This is a genomic window from Eximiradius sp., assembly GCA_937127445.1.
Classification (GTDB): Bacteria; Bacteroidota; Ignavibacteria; order Kapaibacteriales; family UBA2268; genus JAKIZO01.
On record CAKZLY010000014.1, the window covers coordinates 275,643 to 297,377 of the forward strand.

Annotated in this window: 19 protein-coding genes; 8 read left to right on the plus strand and 11 right to left on the minus strand. The window is 37.9% G+C overall.

Features of this window, described 5'->3' with window-relative positions; all coding sequences use genetic code 11:
- Nucleotides 1-29: 29 nt before the first annotated feature.
- The 4 genes from AC6QZF_RS03960 to AC6QZF_RS03975 form a co-directional block, all read right to left on the minus strand.
- Nucleotides 30-1,217, minus strand: coding sequence for an MFS transporter (locus tag AC6QZF_RS03960; protein ID WP_499798571.1), 1,188 nt, complete (start codon nucleotides 1,215-1,217; stop codon nucleotides 30-32).
- 170 nt (nucleotides 1,218-1,387) lie between these two features.
- On the minus strand, nucleotides 1,388-2,725 hold the full coding sequence (locus AC6QZF_RS03965) for a KamA family radical SAM protein (protein ID WP_499798572.1): 1,338 nt from the start codon (nucleotides 2,723-2,725) through the stop codon (nucleotides 1,388-1,390).
- 102 nt (nucleotides 2,726-2,827) lie between these two features.
- A complete protein-coding gene (gene rsmI / locus AC6QZF_RS03970) occupies nucleotides 2,828-3,724 on the minus strand; it encodes a 16S rRNA (cytidine(1402)-2'-O)-methyltransferase (RefSeq protein WP_499798573.1) in 897 nt (298 codons plus the stop codon).
- Between the two features lie 119 nt (nucleotides 3,725-3,843).
- A complete protein-coding gene (locus AC6QZF_RS03975) occupies nucleotides 3,844-4,899 on the minus strand; it encodes a tetratricopeptide repeat protein (RefSeq protein ID WP_499798574.1) in 1,056 nt (351 codons plus the stop codon).
- 132 nt (nucleotides 4,900-5,031) lie between these two features.
- On the opposite strand from AC6QZF_RS03975, the gene AC6QZF_RS03980 reads away from it, so the two are divergent.
- From AC6QZF_RS03980 to era, 4 genes are read left to right on the plus strand one after another with little or no spacing between them, the layout of a single operon-like run.
- Complete coding sequence (locus AC6QZF_RS03980) at nucleotides 5,032-6,228, plus strand: aspartate aminotransferase family protein (RefSeq protein WP_499798575.1); 1,197 nt, start codon at nucleotides 5,032-5,034, stop codon at nucleotides 6,226-6,228.
- A 59-nt stretch (nucleotides 6,229-6,287) separates the two neighbouring features.
- Nucleotides 6,288-6,977 carry a 2-C-methyl-D-erythritol 4-phosphate cytidylyltransferase gene (gene ispD / locus AC6QZF_RS03985; protein ID WP_499798576.1) on the plus strand — a complete coding sequence of 230 codons (690 nt, stop codon included), beginning with the start codon at nucleotides 6,288-6,290 and terminating at the stop codon, nucleotides 6,975-6,977.
- A gap of 16 nt (nucleotides 6,978-6,993) precedes the next feature.
- Nucleotides 6,994-7,293 (plus strand): DUF3098 domain-containing protein, encoded by a 300-nt coding sequence (locus tag AC6QZF_RS03990; RefSeq protein WP_499798577.1) that lies wholly within the window; start codon nucleotides 6,994-6,996, stop codon nucleotides 7,291-7,293.
- Nucleotides 7,294-7,299: 6 nt separating this feature from the next.
- The gene (gene era, locus AC6QZF_RS03995) at nucleotides 7,300-8,211 is read left to right on the plus strand and encodes a GTPase Era (RefSeq protein ID WP_499798578.1); all 912 of its coding nucleotides are present in this window, start codon (nucleotides 7,300-7,302) and stop codon (nucleotides 8,209-8,211) included.
- On the opposite strand, the gene AC6QZF_RS04000 is transcribed toward era, so the two are convergent.
- From AC6QZF_RS04000 to atpD, 7 genes are all read right to left on the minus strand, one after another.
- Nucleotides 8,192-8,707: a hypothetical protein gene (locus AC6QZF_RS04000; protein WP_499798579.1), complete on the minus strand. Its 516-nt coding sequence runs from the start codon at nucleotides 8,705-8,707 to the stop codon at nucleotides 8,192-8,194. The genes era and AC6QZF_RS04000 overlap by 20 nt on opposite strands.
- Before the next feature lie 129 nt (nucleotides 8,708-8,836).
- The gene (locus AC6QZF_RS04005) at nucleotides 8,837-12,115 is read right to left on the minus strand and encodes a TonB-dependent receptor (protein WP_499798580.1); all 3,279 of its coding nucleotides are present in this window, start codon (nucleotides 12,113-12,115) and stop codon (nucleotides 8,837-8,839) included.
- A 189-nt stretch (nucleotides 12,116-12,304) separates the two neighbouring features.
- Entirely contained in the window at nucleotides 12,305-13,618 is a 1,314-nt protein-coding gene (locus AC6QZF_RS04010) for a glycosyltransferase (RefSeq protein WP_499798581.1), read from the minus strand.
- A gap of 2 nt (nucleotides 13,619-13,620) precedes the next feature.
- On the minus strand, nucleotides 13,621-14,742 hold the full coding sequence (locus tag AC6QZF_RS04015; protein WP_499798582.1) for a M24 family metallopeptidase: 1,122 nt from the start codon (nucleotides 14,740-14,742) through the stop codon (nucleotides 13,621-13,623).
- A 17-nt stretch (nucleotides 14,743-14,759) separates the two neighbouring features.
- Nucleotides 14,760-16,223, minus strand: coding sequence for an IMP dehydrogenase (gene guaB, locus AC6QZF_RS04020; RefSeq protein ID WP_499798583.1), 1,464 nt, complete (start codon nucleotides 16,221-16,223; stop codon nucleotides 14,760-14,762).
- 26 nt (nucleotides 16,224-16,249) lie between these two features.
- A complete protein-coding gene (gene atpC / locus AC6QZF_RS04025; protein ID WP_499798584.1) occupies nucleotides 16,250-16,663 on the minus strand; it encodes an ATP synthase F1 subunit epsilon in 414 nt (137 codons plus the stop codon).
- 14 nt (nucleotides 16,664-16,677) lie between these two features.
- Nucleotides 16,678-18,087 carry a F0F1 ATP synthase subunit beta gene (atpD, locus tag AC6QZF_RS04030; protein ID WP_499798585.1) on the minus strand — a complete coding sequence of 470 codons (1,410 nt, stop codon included), beginning with the start codon at nucleotides 18,085-18,087 and terminating at the stop codon, nucleotides 16,678-16,680.
- 227 nt (nucleotides 18,088-18,314) lie between these two features.
- Between atpD and trxA the strand changes: the two genes are divergently transcribed.
- The 4 genes from trxA to AC6QZF_RS04050 are packed head-to-tail and all read left to right on the plus strand — an operon-like array spanning nucleotide 18,315 to nucleotide 21,679.
- Nucleotides 18,315-18,638 carry a thioredoxin gene (gene trxA, locus AC6QZF_RS04035; RefSeq protein ID WP_499798586.1) on the plus strand — a complete coding sequence of 108 codons (324 nt, stop codon included), beginning with the start codon at nucleotides 18,315-18,317 and terminating at the stop codon, nucleotides 18,636-18,638.
- Nucleotides 18,639-18,640: 2 nt separating this feature from the next.
- Nucleotides 18,641-18,934 (plus strand): 4a-hydroxytetrahydrobiopterin dehydratase, encoded by a 294-nt coding sequence (locus AC6QZF_RS04040; protein WP_499798587.1) that lies wholly within the window; start codon nucleotides 18,641-18,643, stop codon nucleotides 18,932-18,934.
- 16 nt (nucleotides 18,935-18,950) lie between these two features.
- Nucleotides 18,951-20,240, plus strand: a complete 1,290-nt coding sequence (eno, locus tag AC6QZF_RS04045) for a phosphopyruvate hydratase (protein WP_499798588.1) — start codon at nucleotides 18,951-18,953, stop codon at nucleotides 20,238-20,240.
- A gap of 32 nt (nucleotides 20,241-20,272) precedes the next feature.
- On the plus strand, nucleotides 20,273-21,679 hold the full coding sequence (locus AC6QZF_RS04050) for a phosphoglucomutase/phosphomannomutase family protein (RefSeq protein WP_499798589.1): 1,407 nt from the start codon (nucleotides 20,273-20,275) through the stop codon (nucleotides 21,677-21,679).
- Nucleotides 21,680-21,735 lie beyond the last annotated feature (56 nt).

Sequence of the window (21,735 nt, forward strand, 5' to 3'; positions counted from 1 at the left end):
TGATTAGCAAAGATAATAGTAGAAAAAGTTTATTGAGTCTGTAGTTCTTTCCCGTTAGACCTTATTATAAGCATAAAATATATCGCGACAATTATCGCTATACTTCCTGTTGCAACAAATGTTGTTGCACTGCCAAATTTATACCACAAAAGCCCTGCTATCGCACTTGCAAGCATTGTGCAAATACTCTGAAATGCTGAATATGCACCTATCGCCGTTGCTGTATCCTTTTGGTCTGTTACGTTCGATAACCACGCCTTAGATATTCCTTCCGTTGCTGCTGCATATATGCCGTAAAGAAAGAACAACCCATAAAATACATGTAAATTCTCGTTCAACGCAAAACCAAAATATACAGCTGCATAAATTACCAAACCAATTATAAATATTCTTTTAAGTCCGAATTTGTCGGCCATTATCCCAAGTGGAAACGAAAATATTGCATAAATTAAATTGTAGAAAATATACGTGCCGATAACCATTGTATCATTAAGTCCGGCTTGCTTAACTTTTAGAAGCAAAAATACATCAGAGCTATTAAACAAAGTAAATAAAAGCAATCCAATTACAATCTTCCTGTATGTTTGCGGGCTTTCTTTCCAATATTTAATGAACGAGAAGAAACCTGTCTTTTTGCAATTTTTTTCAGTAGTTCTTTGCTTGTCTTTCAGAAAAAAGGTGAATAGTATTGCGATAATTCCGGGAATAAATGCCAGATAAAATAAAGTTACGTAATCCTGCGGGTAAAAAAACAGATATATCAATGCTAATAGCGGTCCAATTACTGCACCCAGTGTATCCATCGAACGATGAAATCCAAACACTTTGCCTTTGGTCTCTGGTGTTGCTTCGTCCGATAGCAAAGCATCTCTTGCACCTGTGCGAAGCCCCTTGCCTAACCTATCCAGTGCCCTCGAAAAAAACACCCAGATGGGATGAGCAAGCATTACTATCATCGGCTTTGATATAGCGCTCAATGCATACCCCATCCGAACAAACGGCACTCTCTTTCCAGTAACGTCCGATAGTTTCCCAAAATAGCCTTTGCTAAGCCCAGCCGTTGCTTCGGCTATTCCTTCCAATATTCCTATGAATAATATTGAAAAACCTATTATTTTGAGATAAATCGGCAAAACCGGATATAACATCTCGCTCGCTATGTCTGTAAAAAAGCTTACTAACGATAATACCCACACTGCTCGGGTTATATGCTTCAATTCGCCCCCGAAATATTCATCAAAATAGGGTTGTTAGACGAAAACAAAACTTAATTGTTTTGAGCGATTTTATATTTGAAATTGTTATAAAAACTCTCAAGCATATAGCTTTTGCAACTCGTTTGAGAGGCAAATCAATTTAATTTTTCATTACAAGATTATTAATAATTCTACTCGAAATCGTAATATTCAATATCTTCTATCGCAGAATGATAGAATTTCTCTAACTGGCTCTCGAAGAAAAATTTCTTCGCGCCAAAAGCCGGCTCTAAATCAGTAAGCCATTGTGCTTTTTTATCGTATTTTGCAAAAAACGGCTTGCATACCCAATCTGGATTTCTTCCCTGTATAAATCTAAGCACAAATACTTTCTCTTCTTTTATTTTTGTTACACCTAATACTTGTACCTTTCCCGGAGTTGCCGACATTACCGGCCCACGAATTGTTCGACAAATTCCACTAACTTTTTGATATGCTTTTCTGAATACATCCCACGCTTCTTCAAGCGAAACCGAGAAATAATCTTTTGCACCAGTATCACGTGGAATAAACATATAGTAGGGAATTAGATTTAAATTTATCTGCGTACGTAGCATATTTGCCCATATTTCCGGTTGGTCGTTAATATGCTTTAGCACTGGTGATTGAGTTCGAATAATTGCACCTGTCGAGAGCACTCGTTTTATTGCTTCCTTAACTTCTTCGGTCGCCAGTTCATTCGGATGACAGAAATGTGCCATAAAAGCAAGATTTCGCCCTTTTGAAACAATTGTGCGGAATATATCAAGCAATTCTTGGTTATCGTCGTCCTTTGTAAATCTATATGGCCAAAAAGCAAGCGATTTCGTCCCTATACGTATTGTCTGTACATTCGAAATGCTATCGTCGAGCAATGGCTCAATATATTGTCGCAGCTTGCTCGTTTTCATAATTAATGGATCGCCACCGGTGAAAAGCACATCAGTAATTTGCGGATTGTTCTTTATGTATTCCACCATCAATTCAGTTTCTTGAGTTGCAAATTTCAATTCATCTACACCAATAAATTGAGGCCAACGAAAGCAAAATGTGCAATATGCGTGGCAAGTTTGTCCGTGGCTTGGGAATATCAACAATGTTTGCTTGTATTTATGCTGAAATCCAAACAACTTTTTCCCGTTAATCTGTGGAATATTTAGCTCCAACTGTCCGCTTGTGTGCGGATTTAACTGCATATGTATTTCATTAGCTCTCTTTTTAATTATTTCTTGCGGTGTATTCGTTCGAAGCATAGTTGCAATTTCTTGATAATGCTCTTTTTTCAGCATTCCTTTTTGTGGAAAATTTAACATAAAAAGTGGGTCAGTTTTGTAATTAGCCCAGTCAATTAATCTTTCAATTACATAATTGTTTGTCTTGAATGGAAAAATAATGCTTACCACATCTATATCGAAAATTTCCTTCTCAGTCAAATTCGTTATTTGCGGTATCTGTTTGTAATTGCTTCTTGTATATGCTTTATATTTCATCTAAGCTGTTGAGGTGATAAACAAAATTGCGTTACAAAAGAATATAGCATTTTTTTTTATAAAATGCAAATTCTTTTAAACAAATGTTTATCAATCCCAATTTTAGAAAGAAGAATTGTCCTTTGGCTTTTTAAAATTGTCAGATTTATATGAACGCTTTTTGTCAGACTTAAAATTTCTATCAGATTTATAATTCCTATCGGATTTGAAATTTCTGTCAGATTTGTAATTCCCATAATTTTTGTTTCGAGGGCGACTTGAATAATCAGACTGGCTGTAAAGTTTATCTGCTGCTTTCGAAAAAGTGTTTTGCTTGTGTCCCTCAAAGCAAATAACAAACTCTGCTTTGATATTTTCGTCTTTGAACTTTTCATAAAGTTCAGCAAAGGTGCCGTAATGATGTGTTTCGTACATCATTGTAAGGTTCATACCAATATAGGCACGCCTATCTGGCATCACACGAGCAGCTGCTTCGAGCAATGGCTTCAATCGATACGGTGTTTCCAGCAAAATTACTGTCTTTGGGAAGTGAGAAAGTTGAGTGAGTTCGTGCACGCGTTCTTCTTCCTTGCGGCTCAACATTCCTGCAAAGAAAAACGAGGATGCATCAAATCCGGAACGCACAAGCGCCGTCAGTATACTTGATGCTCCTGGAACAACTTCAATTTCTATGCTAGTTTTCAGTGCCGCTTTGAGCAAATGGTGCCCCGGGTCGGCAAGCAAAGGTGTCCCGCAATCAGACACTAAACAAGCACGGTCTCCTTTTTCCAGCCGCTCCAATACACTAAACGTCTGCTCTATCTCGTTCTGCTCGTTGAGTGGAACAAGTTCTTTTTCAAGGTTTATGTTTTTTAGTAATCGTGCGCCTTCTTTGAGCTCTTCGCAAATGACAAAATCACAAATTTTTAGCACTCCCAAAGCACGTAAAGTTATGTCCTCTTTGTTGCCAATTGGTGTCGATACAATAAAAAGCTTCCCTTTTTTCGATTTGTTTTCCAAATTAAAATATCCTAAATCAATTGTAAAATTCTAATTTTACAAATTTACTAAATATTAACGACTTAATTTAACTGAAATTGGATTTGGCAACTTGTTAATTCAAGTTCATTTATGTATTGCTACATTTGCTGTAGCATTTTGCGTGCTTTCGGGACATATTCGCTTCTTGGATATTTCTCAATAATTTCGCGGTAAGTATTTTTTGCTTCTGCTATTCGTCCCAACTTTATTTTGCAATCTGCAAGCTTAATTGCAATTTCTGCTGTTTTTTCGCCACTGCCTTTTTTTAATAGTTCAGTGTATATTTCTGCTGCTTGTTCATAATTGCCAAGCTGCGAATGGTTTTCAGCAAGCAAATACTTTGCTTCATTTCTAATTGTTTCATTTTTTGTATTGTTTGCAACTTTTTCAAGCTCATCAATAGCTTTATCGAATTGTCTTTGGCTCATTAATGTTAATGATTGCGTCATATCGACTTTTTCGGTATTCTCTTGATGGTTGCCTTCGTTTACTTTGCTTTGCGTCTTTTCAACCGCCCGAGCTGTGCTCTTTTGTATAATCGAACTGCTTTTTTGAACAGCTTGATTGCTAATTGAATTTGTATTTATTGAATTACTTGCTTTTTGTGTACTTAAAGATGCAGATTTTTGGGTTTGCTGTATGTAATTTTTCCCGGCTTCTTCGTCCGAAAGCAAAATGTTCGAATTAGAAGCATTACTTGCTCTATGTTGTTTTGTCTCTGCGGATTGTTCGCTACTTACTGGAATTCCTGCTACGGCACTTCTCTTTCCTACAACATTCGATTGTTCGAGCGAACCTTTGATTTCGTCGAGCGTGTAACGCAATTCATCAACATCTTTTTGCAAATTCGCGATTTGATTCTTCATTGTTATTTGTTCATTACTGATTGCGGTGAGCTGTTCCTCTAATGAAGGTAATATCCTGTTTTGAGAACTACTTTCGCTTCTTTGAACATTATTTTTTTTTTCGAATTCAGCAATTTTATCGTTAATAGGAATTTCCTGTTTTTGTACTTTGGCGGAACTTGTTTTTTTGATTGGTTTGTTTCCTGTTCGTACTGCTGATGGAGCGCATCCAACAAAAGTAAATGTGCATATTATCAGCCACACTGCTGATATTCTCCATGATTTAATGTGTTGAATTTTGCCTTTCATTTCTATATTTCCTTTATTTTCAACATTTTCGATAATATTTGTATGTTTTATTAATATATTCTCCAATTTAAATGCCGAAATAGTCAACTTTTTTATAATTTTGCTTTTTTTTAATGTAATGGCGGAGAAAAAATGAATGATTTAATTAATCGTGAACATCAGGTCTTTTTCCAAACTTATAAACGTCTGCCAATTGAAATAGACCACGCAAGCGGTGCAAAAATTTGGGACCGCAACGGCAATGAATATTTGGATTTCCTTGCGGGAATTGCTGTCAATGCTCTTGGGCATAGCCACCCAAAAATCATTGAAGCTGTACAAAAGCAAATTTCTCAATATATGCACGTTTCGAACTATTTCTACCAGGAACCGCAAATATTATTAGCTGAGAAACTCTCTCAGCATACAGGTTACTCACGTGTCTTTTTCACTAATTCCGGAACCGAAGCAACCGAAGGTGCTATTAAACTGGTTCGCAAATATTCTTTTGGTCGCGGGAAAAAGACAATAGTTGCTTTCACCGGTGGTTTTCACGGGCGAACATATGGTGCTCTTTCAATCATGGACAAGCCTAAATACAAAGAAAATATGGGACCATTTCTTCCCGATACTTTGGTCCTGAAATTTAATGATATTGAAGAACTCGAACGCAACATAAACGACCAAACTGCTGCCGTTTTTCTTGAATTTGTTCAAGGAGAAGGAGGAATTGTTTCGCCAACTCAGCAATTTGTCGATAAATTAGAAGAATTGCGCAATAAATTTAATTTCCTGCTCGTTGCAGATGAAATTCAATGCGGTGCGGGACGCACAGGGAAATTCTTCGGTTTCGAGCACTTCGGAGTTAGCCCCGATATTGTAACTATGGCAAAAGGAATTGGAGGAGGATTGCCTCTTGGTGCTATTCTTGCAAAAGAATTTTTATCTGATGTGTGGGACCGCGGCAATCACGGTACCACCTACGGTGGTAATGCTGTTGCTTGTGCAACCGGACTTGTCGTTGTCGAGGAACTTTTCAATGGTGTAATGGAAAACGTTTTTAATATTGGTGAATATCTGAAAAACAAATTGTTTCAGCTGCAAGAGCATTTCCCAAAAATGATTGTTGAAGTGCGGGGTCACGGGCTTATGCTCGGGCTTCTTCTTTCGTTCGATGCTCAGTTGCTTGTAGACGAACTACTGAAAAATCAAGTAATCTCTAATGCTGCTTCAGGCAATGCGCTGAGAATTGTTCCGCCGCTTACTATCACAAAAGACGAAGCAGAACTGTTCTTAACTAAATTGCATCTATCGCTTGTCAGCTTAGAAAATAAAATTAATTTACAGTAATTTACGAAAAAAATCGTTATATTTACTAATTACAATAAATTAAAAAAATAAAATTATTTATGAAAAGTAGTGTTATTATTCCTGCTGGGGGGATAGGAAAACGTTTCGGTTCACAAGTGCCAAAGCAATTTGCAGAGCTGGGAGGTGTCCCTATTCTCGTCCACACAATTCGCATCTTTGATACTGTTGAAGATGTCGAAGCCATTGTTATCCCTGTTCATAATGAATGGTACACCTTTACCAAAGAACTCATCGAAAAATATAAATGCGATAAAGTTAAAGAAATTATTATCGGTGGTTTGGAACGTCAGGATAGCGTCTATAATGGTTTGCTTTCTGAAACAGTGAAGAATTCTGAAATTGTTTTGGTTCACGATGCCGTTCGTCCTTTCGCTTCTCCAAAGCTTGTCCAGCGCATTATCAATGAAACAGAAGATTTTGGTGCTGTTATTCCAGGAATTCCACCAAAAGAAACTGTCAAAGAAAAGACAAGTAACGGGCTTGTTGTGAAAACTCTCGAAAGGCACAAATTATCACTTATCCAAACTCCACAAGGATTTTGGACTGATATTATTACTTCTGCTTACCGTAAAGCTAAGGAAGCCAGCTTCTTTGGCACCGATGAAGCTTCTCTTGTCGAGTTCATCGGATATAAAGTTACCGTTATAGATGGAGAAGATGAAAATATTAAAATCACTACTCCATTCGATTTAAAAATTGCTGAATTAATTATGAAAGAAAAAAATTAAAGTGAATAGGTGAGCTATGAAAAAGAAAAGAAATATTCACTCTAATGTTCAGGCTAAATCTGTTAAGTGGGAATTCCCGCTCGAAAAAAAGGATTTGATTGTTATTGGTGTGGGAATAGCTGTGGTTCTGCTCGGATATTTGCTTATGGCTACAGGAGTAACAGATGAACCTGCACTTCCCGATGGCAAATGGAACAACCCTTTCGCAACTGTTGTGTCCCCTTTCCTACTTGTGATTGGTTATTGTGTTATTATTCCTTTGGGCTTAATTAAATTCTTTTCGAAAAAAAAGAATTCTCCCGAGAATAATCAATAATGAATAATGAATAATACTCATACAAAAGATACATTTGCCGGCTTTGTTGCGATAATTGGAAAACCCAATGCCGGCAAATCTACTTTTATGAACACTGTTCTTGGCGAAAAACTATCAATTGTTACTCCGAAGCCCCAAACTACTCGCAAACGTGTTTTGGGTATTTACACAAAAGATAACCTTCAAATTGTGTTTGTCGATACTCCTGGTTTTATTAAACCGCGTTATGCTTTGCACGAAGCTATGATGGAATATGTCTCCGAAGAAGTGCTTTCAGCTGATGTGCTGCTCGTTTTATATGACGTTTCTGAATATTCTACCCACAAAGAACCTTTCCATAGCACTTTTTTTGAACTGCTTGATAAATCTCCTGCTCCTAAAATTCTTCTACTCAACAAAATCGACTTGCTAAAAGACAAAAAAACTATACTTCCTGCAATTAACTTCTTTGCAAAAACTAACACTTTCTCTGAAATTTTACCTATTTCTGCCTACGAACCTAATGATGTTACAAGAGCAATTGAAATTATTGCTAAATACATTCCAAAATCCCCATTTTACTATGATCAAGACATTCTAAGCACCCAAAACGAACGTTTTTTCGTCTCCGAACTTATTCGGGAACAAATCTTCTTGCTTTGTGAAGAAGAAATTCCCTATTCTACGGAAGTTTCAATTATCGAATTTAAAGAACGAGAAAAAGGTAAATGGTATATTAATGCCGAAATTATCGTTGAACGCACTACTCAAAAACCAATAATAATTGGCAAAGATGGGCAGCGAATTAAACAAATTGGCGAACTTTCTCGAATTGCTATCGAAAATCATATTGATAAATCTATCTATCTGGATTTATTTGTTAAGGTTCGTCCTAAATGGCGGCAAAATCCTCGCCAACTTAAATCTTTTGGCTATTGAACAATTCTTTTTCTATTATTCCTCGAAAATAATCTGGTTTGTTATCATTTATTGTTGCGTCCGATATTGTTTCTATGAATATTTCATCAGTAAAAAGAAATTTCTTGAAATAGTCCAGCTTTCTTTTTGTTTTGTCATCAATTTGCTTATAGAACATATCAAATCTATGACTTAAATCCCATCCCTTTATTTCTACTGGTGTGATTTTCCCAAACCAACGCCTATATAACACATATCTTACCCACGTAAGTCCAATATACAAGGCTTTGCTTGTTGGACTTTTGGCCCCAAAATCATACACAACACAGCGATAACCCATCGCCAGATGCATCAGAAAATTATAATCCAGTTCTTTCAATATATCTACAAACTTTTTACTTTCGCAATGGCAGGACTGCAAACGAATAAACGATACTCCCTCCAGTTTCAACCCAAATCGTTCTATGGCTTCAATTCCATTTGTTAAATTTAGAAATATCTTTGTTTTCTGTTCCATTTTTGTTTTATTATTTCCACAGAATAATATTTGCAAATTAATTATTCAAAGCGAGAAATTCCGAAAAAAATATAAAAAAAGCACAACCTTTAGTTGTGCCTTCGTTCAAATTATTGCAATAGCCAAATATTAGAATGTATATCTAATACCAACTTGCATTTGCCAGCGAGACCAGAAGTCGCTTGTTTCGAATATGTCGTCGCCTTTGTATCCTCTTGTGTTCGGGAAGTAGCTTGCACGAATTTTACCTGATTTGTCGTAACCTTCGAAACGCATCAAGCTATATGTACTGTTACTTACATATTTTACCTGTCCCCATTCTCTATTGAGAAGGTTTAATACATTCAAGATATCGAGTGTGAGCTCTACTTTTTGTCTGCCAATTGTTGGAATTTCCTGACTAATTCTTAAATCAACTTGATGACGCCACGGTTGATTTAATGAATTCCGGTCCATAATTTTACCGCGTTTGAGGCCATCCCAATCGCTTAAGAACTTCTCTAAAGCTTCGGCGTATTTCATCTGTGTTCCATCTGGTGCGGTATAAGTTTGATCTCCGTTGACAAGTATCATCTTATCATCTTGCCAAACGCCGTTGTTGTTAGTTAGTTTGTTTGGGATATAACAGAGGTCGTTGCCCCACACATTATCATTGTTTGCGTCACGAACGCGTGTGTCTATAAGCACATCTCTATCCCACGTGATATTGCTTTGAGTGTAATACAAGAATGACATCGGCGAACCGGAACGTCCTTCGTAGAATAGCCCTACTGTAATATCAGCATTCTTGTAGTATTCATATCTGTATGATACATTTGCTAAGATTCTGTGAGGAATGGAGAACAAAGAAGTTGAAAGCTTTGGATTATTTGGATCTGGTACTGGATTATACATCCAATTAGAAATAGCACGGCTCGAGGTAGCACTATTCACATCGCGAACAAGCGAATATGTGTAAGCAAAATTAGCACTCAAATTTGGCAAAATACCTTGATTGAATGGTTTTTGCAATTGAGCCGAAATGCTTAATTGATCGCCTTTGCTTGTGTTTGTCATATAAATTACGTTTGTATAACTATTACTTCTTAGTACTGGATTGCTACTGTATCTCAAATAAAGCGGCCTGCCGTCTATAGAAGTAACTCTATTGCCACTGTTATCAAGTGAATCAACAAGTAGAATATTCTGGAACAATACTTCATTAATAGATTTTCCATAAATAAATTCAAGAGTTCCAATTAATCCCTCAGTTATTTGCTGGTCTATGGCAACATTAAAACGTAATATTTGTGGCATCTTGAAGTTCTTGTCTGTAATATTTACCTCAGTTGTTTTTACAGGTTGAAGTGTTGAGCCCGGGTCGCCGGGTTTTGGCTGTTTCTTGGGGTCAGGTTCGAATGCAGGTACATTGCTTGTAACATCAACGCGTCCGTAGTCAACACCCGTATTTGCATACTGGTTGCCAATCCATACACCAGGTGTGCGACCAGCAAAAAGCCCTACACCTCCACGCACCTGTGTGTTTTTATCGCTGAATACGTCATAGTTGAAACCAAAACGAGGTGAAAATGCAAATGTTGTTGGCATCTCTGACGTTTTCATATTAAAAACGCTATCGAATTTTGCATTATATGAAGGTTCATCTGGGAAGGTATAAAGATCACCGCGTAATCCAAATGTAAGTTTAAGGTTTGGCATTATCTTCCATTCGTCTTGTGCATAGAATGCTAACTGCCAGTACGAAAATTCTGCTCTTTCTTTGCCACCCGGTAACAAATAACTGTAATAATATCTGTTTGGCTTATTATTATAAAAATTATCTAATCCAGAAAATGTATATGTTCCGAAAGCATCTTGAACAAATAAGTTGCTGAACGTAACATATTGATTGGTTGTCCCAATAGTAAATACGTGATCGCCAAAGAAATAGTTGAAGTTATCAGTTACTTCGAGAATGCTTTGGTCCAAAGCATTTGCTTGCGAGAAACGTTCTACGCCGAAACTTACCGAGCTTCGCTTGTCGTCGCCCAACGATGAGATAGTAACACTTGGGAATGGCTTAGATTGCGGGTCACGTTCGTCGTTAATTTGTGTATAAGCAAGGCGAAATTCATTTGCAAAATCTTTACCTAAAACGCTATTTAACTGCAATACAGTTTGATTTTGCATACTTTTGAATATATATTCTTGTCCAGAATACGAAAAGAAAGTTGCTGAACGAGTAACAGAATTATCTTGGTCAGCGTTTACAAAGTTATGGCGTAAAGTCAATCTATGCTGATTAGATATGTTATAATCCAAACGCATAAATATCTTATAGTTATTTACATCGCGAGTATATTTATCGTAAGAACCAGGGTCGTAACCATATTTTGTAATTACACTATCACGTAATGCTTTAAGTTCATTTCTTGATAGACCGAAAACATTCGGACCGCTTTCACCTTTGTATGCAAGAGTTTGTGGTTCTGCACGTTGACGTATCTCACCATTTACAAAGAAGAAAAGCTGATCCTTAATGATTGGCCCCCCAATGCGTCCTCCTGCCTGATAATCTGTATAATCTGGATACGGTGCGTACTTGCCATCTGGACCTTTTATCACCGCATTTCCAACTAATTTTTCATTCCTACCATAAAAATATGCTGAACCATGATAGTAATTTGAACCACTTCGAGTTATAGCGTTGATCAATCCTCCTGTAAATCCACCTAAACGAACGTCGAATGGTGCAACTGCTACCTGAAATTCCTGAATTGCATCGAGCGATATAGGCTCTGTCCCTGCTTGACCACCGGGCGTGCCAGCAGACGACAATCCGAATGCATCGCTCATTATCGCACCATCTACCTGTATGTTGTTGTATTTACTGTTTCTTCCGCCGACATTCGAACCTTCCGAAGTTGATGAAATTATATGAGGAGACAATCTCGAATAGTCGTGTATTGAGCGAGCAATCGTCGGTAAGCTCTTAATTTCACTTTCTGTTACTGATTGTGATGCACCCGTTCTATTCGATGAGATAATTTCATTTTTGTCTGCTATTACATCTACTGTCCCTGTTTTGACACCTTTTTCCACAAGGCGAATATTCATACTATAATTCTGGTCTATACCTAATGTGATATTTTCCTTGATTTGCGATTCATATCCAACCATCGAAATTGTAACAGTATATGGACCACCTACGCGCAAACCCATAATGTTAAATCTTCCGGCATTGTTTGTTACTGCACCGGCGGTTGTCCCCGTTGGTTGATGTACAACTTTTACGGTTGTCCCTGCCAATGGTTTGCCGTCTGCATCAGTAACACGACCGCTAATTGATGCGGTTGTTCCGCCTTGCGAATAAGCAAAATTGATTATTGCTAAGAAAGCAAGAATAATTAAGGATACTTTTTTTAGCATATGATGCCCTTTTATTATGAAAAATAAAACAGTTTATTTTATGCAAATTAATCCTTTTTTCTTAATTCTTTCACAACGTATTGTTAATTTTTGATAAACTAATCTGAAACTCTTTCTAAACAACGAACTACCTTGATTATTAACAAGTTAATAATAATTGCAGAGAATTGAAAAATAAACTTTTCCACATTAGTAATTTGCGGAAAATGCTAATTCTCTTGCAAGCAATTTTGTTAAATATTGGCGTTCATAATTCTGACTGTTTTTAATATTGGGGTGGGGCAAAGAGCCTTTCTTCCACATCTCAAAATAAGCATCAATTGCTTCGATTATTGCTTTTGTGTTGCGTGGCTCTGTTGCAATGGCGGCTTCTGTTTCGAGTGCTGTTTGTTTGATATTCCCATCCGGTATTGAAATCAAAATTGGCTTTCGTGCACCAATATATTCATACAATCTCGAAGGGGTTACTATGTTATTTGGTGACATCATCCACAACACATCGGACTGCATCAGTCCCTTTATGCATTCGCTATGTGGCAAATAGCCTTTCAGCACAACGTTGTCACCTAAATTATACTTTTTTATAAGCTTCTCGTGCGATTTTCTCATAAGTCCGATAAACACAGCTCTTATTTTGTTTTTTGCTTCCTGTGTCTTCTTCAAATACATAGACAAAGCTTTCAAGAAATACTTGGGTGTAAGGTCGTCCGGGAACAATCCGGAATGAGTAATTGTGAAATAATTTGGGTCTGGCTGCAATTGCCTGTATGGTGCAAAATCTTCTTCGTCGTAACCGTGTGGAATAATTGTAATATCTTCGTGAGATAGGAATTTATATCTTTGCAGCAATTTTTCTTTCATAAATCGGTTGATGACTATTATTCGTTTTGCTCGGGTCAGCACTTCTGTTTCCATCCTAATTGCTCTCATCTTGTGAAAGGGTGTAAGATAATAGTAATATGCGTTATCTACCCAGAGATCGCGATAGTCAATTACATATGGTAGCTCATATCTATCAGATAACTCACGAGCAATTAGAAAATCAGTAAATGGTGGGGCGGTCGCCAGTAGTGTATGAAAATGATTATTCTCTATAATTTCTTGGGCAAGCTTTATTGCTTTCTTCTTCCAAACAATCCTGCTATCGGGCTGCAAAAAAGATTGCAGAATTATTCTTTTTAACTTCTGAGATAAATGTGATGGATATTGTACTAAGTTTGAACCTTTTTTTTTAGCCAGACGCGTTGCATCAGGTGGTGTCCTGTAAATAGAAATTTTTAGATTATTCAACTCTTCAAGCAATGTTTCATCATAAGCGTAGTAAACTGCTGGTGTTGTGGTTAGTATAGAAACGTCCCACCCATTTTCAGGCAAATATTTTGCAAATTTTACGCTTCGTTGAACACCGCTAAGTCCCATCGGCGGGAAATAATAAGCAATAAATAGTGTATTGAGATTGCTTGAATTATTTCCCGCTAATTTATCGTCAGTTTCAAAATCCATAGTTAAATGACAATTAATTCTGCTGGTGCATTAGTTAACATTGTTATTTCATTGCGGGTTATATAAATGTCGTCTTCCACTCTCATTCCAAATTTGTCGGGGAAATACACGCCCGGCTCGATAGCAAGCACAACGTCCTCGGGAATTATCTGGTCGTCGCGTCGGAAGGTAATTATTGGTCCCTCGTGCGCTTCCAGTCCAATTCCGTGACCTAATGAATGCTGGAAGTTTATCCCATAACCCGCATTATCAATCATTTTGCGTGCAACTGCATCGAGCAATTTCCCGTTCATACCCGGGCGAGCAGCCTCGCAAGCGGCTTTTTTTGCATCATATAACAGTTTATAAATTGCTTTTTGCTCTTTTGTTGCTTTGCCTACACAAAAAGTTCGTGTAATATCCGAACCGAAACCTTGTACCTTTGCACCAAAATCAAGTAAAATCACATCATTCTTTTTTATCTTGCGGTCCGATGGTTTGCCATGAACTAGCGCTGTGCGTGGTCCCGATACAGCAATAATATCAAAAGGATCGCCTTCACTGCCAAGCTTGCGTGTGCGATAAGCAATTTCGATTGCTATATCTTTTTCTGTCATTCCCGGCTGTATGAAATTAAGCATTTCTTCGTATACTTTCTCGGCAATTTTGCAAGCTTGTTTTATGTATTCAAGCTCTTCCGGTGCTTTCGGATATGTAAAACGTTCTACTAAATTATTGATTGGCTTGAATTTTAATGGTCTGATTCGATTACGAATTTCGACTGCTTCGCCATAAGGAATATGATCTGCTTCGAAACCTAAATTTTCAACTTTCTTCAAAAATTTGCTTTTAGCAAGATATCCCCACACATCTCTGGTAATATGTACCTGTAAATTTGGTAGATCATATAGCTCTGTCTTTATTTGTTCTTCGTATCTGTCATCTGTAACGAAATGCACTTCGTCATCTGTAACAAATAGAAAAGCCGATGACCCCGAAAAATTAGTTAAATACCTGACATTCGAAAGTTTTGTTATTACCGCTGCTTCGCATTTGTTTTCTTCAATATTGAAACGCAACTGATGAAAACGTTTGTCTACAATTTTTGGATATTGCGTTATAAAATTTGGTTGAGAATAAGTCATTTTAGATTCATTATATATTATACATAGTAATTTGGCGATTCTTTGGTGATTCTTACATCGTGTGGGTGTGATTCTCGTAATCCCGCCGAAGTAATTCTATTGAACTGTGCTTTCTGCTGCATCTCTCGAATTGTTCGGCAGCCACAATATCCCATCGATGCTCGCAATCCACCGACAATCTGATATATTGTATCACCAACATTGCCTTTGAACGGAACTCGTCCTTCTATTCCTTCAGGCACAAATTTGGATATCTCTTCTTCCACGTCCTGGAAATACCTATCTGCTGAACCCTGGCTCATCGCACCAAGTGAACCCATCCCACGATAAATTTTATAAACTCGACCTTCATATATAATCTTTTCTCCCGGGCTTTCCTCGTGTCCAGCAAACAAATTCCCAATCATTACGCTATCAGCTCCGCCGGCAATTGCTTTAGCTATGTCGCCAGTTTGTTTTATTCCACCATCAGCAATTACTGGCACGTCATATTTCTTTGCTACTTTCGATACATTCATCACTGCACTAAGCTGCGGGACACCCACCCCGGCTATTATTCGCGTTGTGCAAATCGAACCCGGTCCAATTCCGACTTTCAACCCGTCAGCACCGGCACGAATGAGTGCTTCTGCCGCTTCTTCTGTTGCGATATTACCTGCAATCACCTGTAATTCGCGATACTTGCTCTTTATCAATTTCACCATTTCAATTACACCGCGGCTGTGACCGTGTGCTGTATCAACAAATACAGCATCAACTCCAACCTCTATCAAGGCTGCCACCCGTTCCATCGTATCCGCCGAAATCCCCACACCTGCACCAACTCGCAATCGTCCCTGTTCATCTTTGCAGGCGCGAGGGAATTGCTTTTTTTTCTGTATGTCCTTAAAAGTAATTAATCCACAAAGAGTGTAATTTTCATCAACAACCGGAAGTTTCTCTATTCTATATTTTTGAAGTAGTGTTTCAGCTTCTTCTAGTGTTGTTCCAACAGGTACAGTTTTCAAGTTATCTTTTGTCATTATGTTTTCGAGCAACTCACTTCGTTCGGGATTGAACCGCAAGTCTCTATTAGTAACTATTCCGATTAATTTTTTGTTCTCATCAATAATAGGAATGCCAGAAATTTTATATTTAGCCATCATTTCGAGCGCATCAGCAACAGTTTTGTCTCCTGTCAAAGTTATAGGTTTTTTAATCATACCGCTTTCAGAACGCTTCACTCTATCGACCTGGTCTGCTTGTCGCTGAATGCTCAAATTTTTGTGAATTACGCCCAGACCACCTTCACGTGCAATAGCCTGAGCCATTTCGGCTTCGGTAACTGTGTCCATCGCAGCGCTAAGTATCGGTATATTCAATTTTATTGCTTTAGTAAGGCGCGAGCTAACGTCAGTATCCCTTGGCAAAACCTCACTATATCCCGGAATTAGCAAAACATCATCGTATGTAATCCCTTCAAACAATATTTTTTCTTCCATAAACGCCTCTTCTTCAATCAAAAATATCAATTTTCTTCTTGCAAAATACTTAAGCAAGCTTTTGCAAAATCTAATTCCTTCTGTGCTCTTATTTTTTCTTCTGGTTGCTTTGTTTTATTTAGATTTTCTTTTGCTTTTTCTAACTGCAATTTTACAGCGTCAAGCTTCAAAATATCTGCTGAAACGGCTTTCTCAAGCATTATGCTTGCTTTGTTGTTGTGCAAATCAACAAACCCACCCGTAATCGCATATTTTACAATTTTGTTCTGTTCATCAAGAAATTTAAGTATTCCTGCATCAAGCGAAGATACTATCGGCGCGTGATTTGGCAATACCTGAAAAGGTGACAACGAACCCGGAAACCACACAGATTGCACATTCCCCGAAAATATTCTCTTTTCGGGAGTAACAAGTTCTATATATAACGTTTTTGCTTCCAACTTTTGCACCTTTATTATGCTCTACTTTTCTTATATCGGTCGAATACTTCGTCAATTGTTCCAGCATAACTAAAGAATGTTTCTGGGATATCATCGCATTCGCCGTCCAAAATTGCTTTGAAGCTTGCTACTGTATCTGTTACCTTTACATAACGTCCTTGATAACCTGTGAACTGCTCTGCAACAAAGAACGGTTGCGAGAAAAATTTCTGTATTTTGCGTGCTCTATATACTGTTAATTTATCTTCGTCGGAAAGTTCTTCCATACCCAAAATATTGATGATATCCTGCAAATTCTTATATGTCTGAAGAACATTTACACAAGCACGAGCAACATTATAATGTTCTTCACCAATAATAAGTGGGTCCATAATACGCGAACTTGAATCAAGTGGATCTACCGCTGGATAAATTCCAAGTTCAGTTATCTGGCGGGAAAGCACTGTCTTTGCATCAAGATGAGTAAATGTATTTGCAGGTGCCGGGTCCGTAAGGTCGTCCGCAGGAACATACACAGCCTGAACAGATGTAATCGAACCTCTATCGGTCGAAGCAATACGCTCCTGCAAAAACCCAAGCTCTGTTGCCAATGTCGGTTGATAACCCACAGCTGACGGCATACGTCCCAAAAGTGCTGATACTTCTGAGCCAGCCTGAATAAAGCGGAATATGTTATCGATGAAAAGCAATACATCACGCCCTTCCACATCGCGGAAATATTCAGCAACTGTTAGCGCTGTGAGTGCAACACGCGAACGTGCTCCGGGCGGTTCGTTCATCTGACCAAATATCATAGCAGTTTTATCGATTACTCCTGATTCTGTCATTTCAAGATAAAGGTCGTTCCCTTCACGTGTGCGTTCACCTACACCTGCAAAGCAAGAATAACCACCATGATGCTTTGCAATATTATGTATCAATTCTTGAATAATTACTGTTTTCCCCACTCCTGCACCACCAAATAGCCCTGTTTTCCCACCCTTTGTAAATGGCTGAATTAAATCTATAACCTTAATGCCTGTTTCGAACATTTCTTTTTTTGTCGAAAGAGCTGTAAATTGCGGTGGAGCTTTGTGAATTGGAGCACGCTCTTTTGTGCGTACTTCGCCTTTATTGTCGATCGGTTCACCAATAATATTTAAAAGGCGACCTAATACTTCTGGTCCGACTGGTACCTTGATTGGTTCGCCTGTATCTATCACAGGCATTCCACGCACAAGACCATCGGTGGAATCCATTGCTACCGAACGAACACGATCCTCGCCTAAATGCTGTTGTACTTCGCATACTAATTTTTTCTCACTCCCATCTTCTAGTGATTTCATCGTTATTTCTAATGCATTTAACACCGCTGGAACTTGACCATTTGGAAACTCGACATCCACTACTGGACCGATTACTTGAACAATATGACCTTGGTTCATAGAGAGTACCTTTATTGTTGTTGACTACTTGTTATTAACTTATTTCAAAATAAGCACAACAGCGTTGTGCAAAATTACGCAATAATCAATTTATTGACAAAAAATTACAAAAAATATTTTATTTGCAAACATTAAATATTTATAAAATTACACTTAATGTTATTCGTCAAAATACTATTCGTCAAAAAAATCTTATTATTTGTTATTTTTTATTTTCGGAGAAAATTATGGCTCAACCAATTCATTTAACTGATGATACCTACGATGAAGTTGTATTGAAATCAGATATCCCCGTCTTAATTGACTTTTGGGCTACCTGGTGCGGTCCATGTCGTATGATTGCACCTATTGTTGAAGAACTTGCCGTTGAATACGAAGGTAAAATCAAAGTTTGCAAACTTGATGTAGATAATAACCAAAAAGTTGCTATGATGTATGGTATTCGTTCTATTCCAACTGTAGTAATTATTAAAAATGGGGAAGAAGTTGATCGTATTTTAGGCGCTGTCCCAAAACAACATTTTGTAGAAAGAATTAAAAACCACATTTAATAATGAGTAATATAGATATATCTACTGATAGTGAAATTCGAGATTTCCTTGAAGAAAATCCATTGTGGAATCTCGAAAATAATACATTAATTCGAGAAATTGTTGCACCAAACTTTATTTCTGCTGTCGGATTGATTAATTCTATCGCTATTTTAGCAGAAAAATATGACCACCATCCCGATATTTTGCTTTATGGATGGAATAAACTGCGTGTTGTCCTTACAACACATTCAATTAACGGAATTTCTTCCAAAGATCTCTTTTTAGCAAAAGAAATCGACTTTTTAATAAAATAATTTTGGAGATAAAAAAATGAGTTCTTACATTGTTGATATTTATGGTCGTGAAGTCCTTGATTCACGTGGTAATCCTACTGTTGAATGCGAGGTCATCCTTGCTGATGGTTCTTACGGACACGCTATTGTTCCAAGTGGTGCAAGCACCGGCGAAAAAGAAGCTTGTGAGCTTCGTGATGGAGATAAAAATCGCTATTTAGGCAAAGGTGTTACAAAAGCAGTGGATAACTTAAACAACGCTATTGCTGATGCTTTGGAAGGAATTGATGCTACCGAGCAAAAACAAGTTGATTCTATATTGATCGAACTTGATGGAACTGAAAATAAAACTAATCTCGGCGCTAATGCTATGCTTGCTGCATCACTTGCTGTCGCAAAGGCTGCAGCAGAATATCACGGTCTACCACTTTATAAATACATTGGTGGAATTAATGCCGAACTTTTACCTACTCCAATGATGAATATTCTCAATGGTGGAAAACACGCTGATAATACAGTTGATATTCAAGAGTTTATGATCGTTCCAGTTGGTGCCGATACTTTCAAAGAAGCATTACGAATTGGTGTCGAAGTTTTCCACAATCTAAAATCCGTTCTCAAATCAAAAGGTTATAATACCTCTGTTGGTGACGAAGGTGGTTTCGCTCCTTCCTTGAAATCAAACGAAGAAGCTTTCGAAGTTATTCTTGAAGCTATCGAAAAAGCCGGATATAGACCAAACGACGACGTGCTTCTTGCAATCGATACCGCTGCAAGCGAAATGTGGGAAAACGGCAAATACAAAATGTTCAAATCCACTGGCGAATACAAAACTTCCGAAGAAATGATCGAATGGTACATTAGCCTCTGCAATAAATATCCTATTATTTCTATCGAAGACGGTCTCGGCGAACACGATTGGGACGGCTGGAAAAAACTTACAGAAGCATTAGGACGCCGCATTCAACTTGTTGCTGATGATATTTTTGTTACTAATCCAAAAATTATTGCCGAAGGAATCAAAGAAAACATCGCTAATTCTGTGCTGATTAAAGTCAACCAAATTGGTACTCTTACTGAAACGCTTGAAGCAATTTCTCTCGCTAAAAGATTTGGCTACAACAACGTTATTTCGCATCGTTCTGGCGAAACCGAAGATACAACAATTGCCGATATCGCTGTTGCTACTAACGCCGGTCAAATCAAAACTGGTGCTCCAAGCCGAACCGACAGAGTTGCTAAATATAACCAGCTCCTTCGTATTGAAGATATGCTCGACGATGCTGCTATTTATGCTGGCAGAAGCGTTTATAGCTACTCTCTTTAATTTTTGATGTTTAACTAATTTATATAGAAAATATGACTATAGTTTTTGGAACGGATGGCTGGCGTGGCGTAATCGCTCGTGACTTTACTTTCGATAATGTTCGGTTGGTTGCTTATGCAACTGCTAAACATATTCTCAATAATTATAAAGATGTTGAATATCCAAGCGTAGTTGTTGGCTACGACACGCGTTTCCTATCTCGTGATTTTGCCGAAGAAACTGCTGCCATATTAGCAAGCCAGGGAATAACTGTTCATCTTACTGACTCGGTTTCTTCTACTCCACAAGTCTCTTTCCATACCAAGCAAAAAGGTTCACAACTCGGAGTTGTAATTACTGCTTCTCACAACCCTCCAAAATACAATGGTTTTAAACTTAAAGGTAGCTTTGGCGGCCCTGCCACTCCCGACGAAATTGCTTTGGTAGAGAACGAGCTCAAATCTATTATGAAAAAGCCTCCTCAACTTGATTTAAAAACACTTGATGAATACGTCGAACAGAAAAAAATTCGCCTCTTCAACGCAAAAGAATCCTACATACGTCAGATTAAGAAAAAAGTTGATATGCAGGCTGTTAATGCTGCCAACTTCAAAATTCTCTACGATCCTATGTATGGTGCCGGTATTGACACAATTCATCTGCTTCTTCCCGGTGCTGATGTTATTCATAATGAGTATAATCCTTCCTTTGGTGAACTTCACCACCCCGAACCAATTGCCGAAAACCTGTACATTTTAGCAGAAAAGGTCAAAGAAGGTAAGTACGACATCGGAATTGCAACAGATGGCGATGCAGACCGTGTCGGGCTAATCGACAATGAAGGCAATTTCGTTGATTCTCATCGAGTCTTTATGATTTTGCTCAAATATCTTTACGAATATAAAAAGAAACGCGGAACCGTTGTCAAAACTGTTTCGCTTACCTCAATGGTAGATAAGTATTGCAAAGCTAAAAATATTCCGCTTGTCGAAACTCCCGTCGGGTTCAAACACACTGCTAAAATTATGAACGAAACAAAAGTGCTTATCGGTGGTGAAGAATCCGGTGGATTAGGTACAATTCTTCATATTCCTGAGCGCGACGGATTATTCAACGCTATGCTTATTCTTGAAGTTATGGCTGTTCGTGGCAAAACTCTTAAAGAACTTTGCAGCGAACTTGACGAAGAACTTGGCACACACAAATATCATCGCCGCGATGTCCGCGTAACTCCCGATAGGAAAAAAGCAATTTTAGCTGCCGCACAAAAACTACCCGAAAAAATCGGTCCTTTCCCGGTCGAAAGTATAAACACACTTGATGGGTATAAGTTCTATATTGATGGTGGGTGGTTGCTTATTCGTGCTTCTGGAACTGAGCCTCTCGTTCGCTTCTATGCTGAAGCTGATTCAATGAGCAAAGTCAATGAATTGTTAGACGCTGGTATAAAATTAAAATAAATTTTGATTACTGTTAGGCGGGAACGAACAACCCCGCCTTTTTTATTAACATAAAT

Bases quoted from the DNA above. Each gene is read 5' to 3' on its own strand.
- eno (WP_499798588.1), top strand. From the start codon at position 18,951: ATGAGTTCTTACATTGTTGATATTTATGGTCGTGAAGTCCTTGATTCA.
- ispD (WP_499798576.1), top strand. From the start codon at position 6,288: ATGAAAAGTAGTGTTATTATTCCTGCTGGGGGGATAGGAAAACGTTTC.
- trxA (WP_499798586.1), top strand. From the start codon at position 18,315: ATGGCTCAACCAATTCATTTAACTGATGATACCTACGATGAAGTTGTA.
- AC6QZF_RS03975 (WP_499798574.1), bottom strand. From the start codon at position 4,899: ATGAAAGGCAAAATTCAACACATTAAATCATGGAGAATATCAGCAGTG.
- AC6QZF_RS03980 (WP_499798575.1), top strand. From the start codon at position 5,032: ATGAATGATTTAATTAATCGTGAACATCAGGTCTTTTTCCAAACTTAT.
- guaB (WP_499798583.1), bottom strand. From the start codon at position 16,223: ATGGAAGAAAAAATATTGTTTGAAGGGATTACATACGATGATGTTTTG.
- AC6QZF_RS04050 (WP_499798589.1), top strand. From the start codon at position 20,273: ATGACTATAGTTTTTGGAACGGATGGCTGGCGTGGCGTAATCGCTCGT.
- AC6QZF_RS03990 (WP_499798577.1), top strand. From the start codon at position 6,994: ATGAAAAAGAAAAGAAATATTCACTCTAATGTTCAGGCTAAATCTGTT.
- AC6QZF_RS04015 (WP_499798582.1), bottom strand. From the start codon at position 14,742: ATGACTTATTCTCAACCAAATTTTATAACGCAATATCCAAAAATTGTA.
- AC6QZF_RS04040 (WP_499798587.1), top strand. From the start codon at position 18,641: ATGAGTAATATAGATATATCTACTGATAGTGAAATTCGAGATTTCCTT.
- era (WP_499798578.1), top strand. From the start codon at position 7,300: ATGAATAATACTCATACAAAAGATACATTTGCCGGCTTTGTTGCGATA.
- AC6QZF_RS04010 (WP_499798581.1), bottom strand. From the start codon at position 13,618: ATGGATTTTGAAACTGACGATAAATTAGCGGGAAATAATTCAAGCAAT.
- AC6QZF_RS04000 (WP_499798579.1), bottom strand. From the start codon at position 8,707: ATGGAACAGAAAACAAAGATATTTCTAAATTTAACAAATGGAATTGAA.
- AC6QZF_RS04005 (WP_499798580.1), bottom strand. From the start codon at position 12,115: ATGCTAAAAAAAGTATCCTTAATTATTCTTGCTTTCTTAGCAATAATC.
- AC6QZF_RS03965 (WP_499798572.1), bottom strand. From the start codon at position 2,725: ATGAAATATAAAGCATATACAAGAAGCAATTACAAACAGATACCGCAA.
- atpD (WP_499798585.1), bottom strand. From the start codon at position 18,087: ATGAACCAAGGTCATATTGTTCAAGTAATCGGTCCAGTAGTGGATGTC.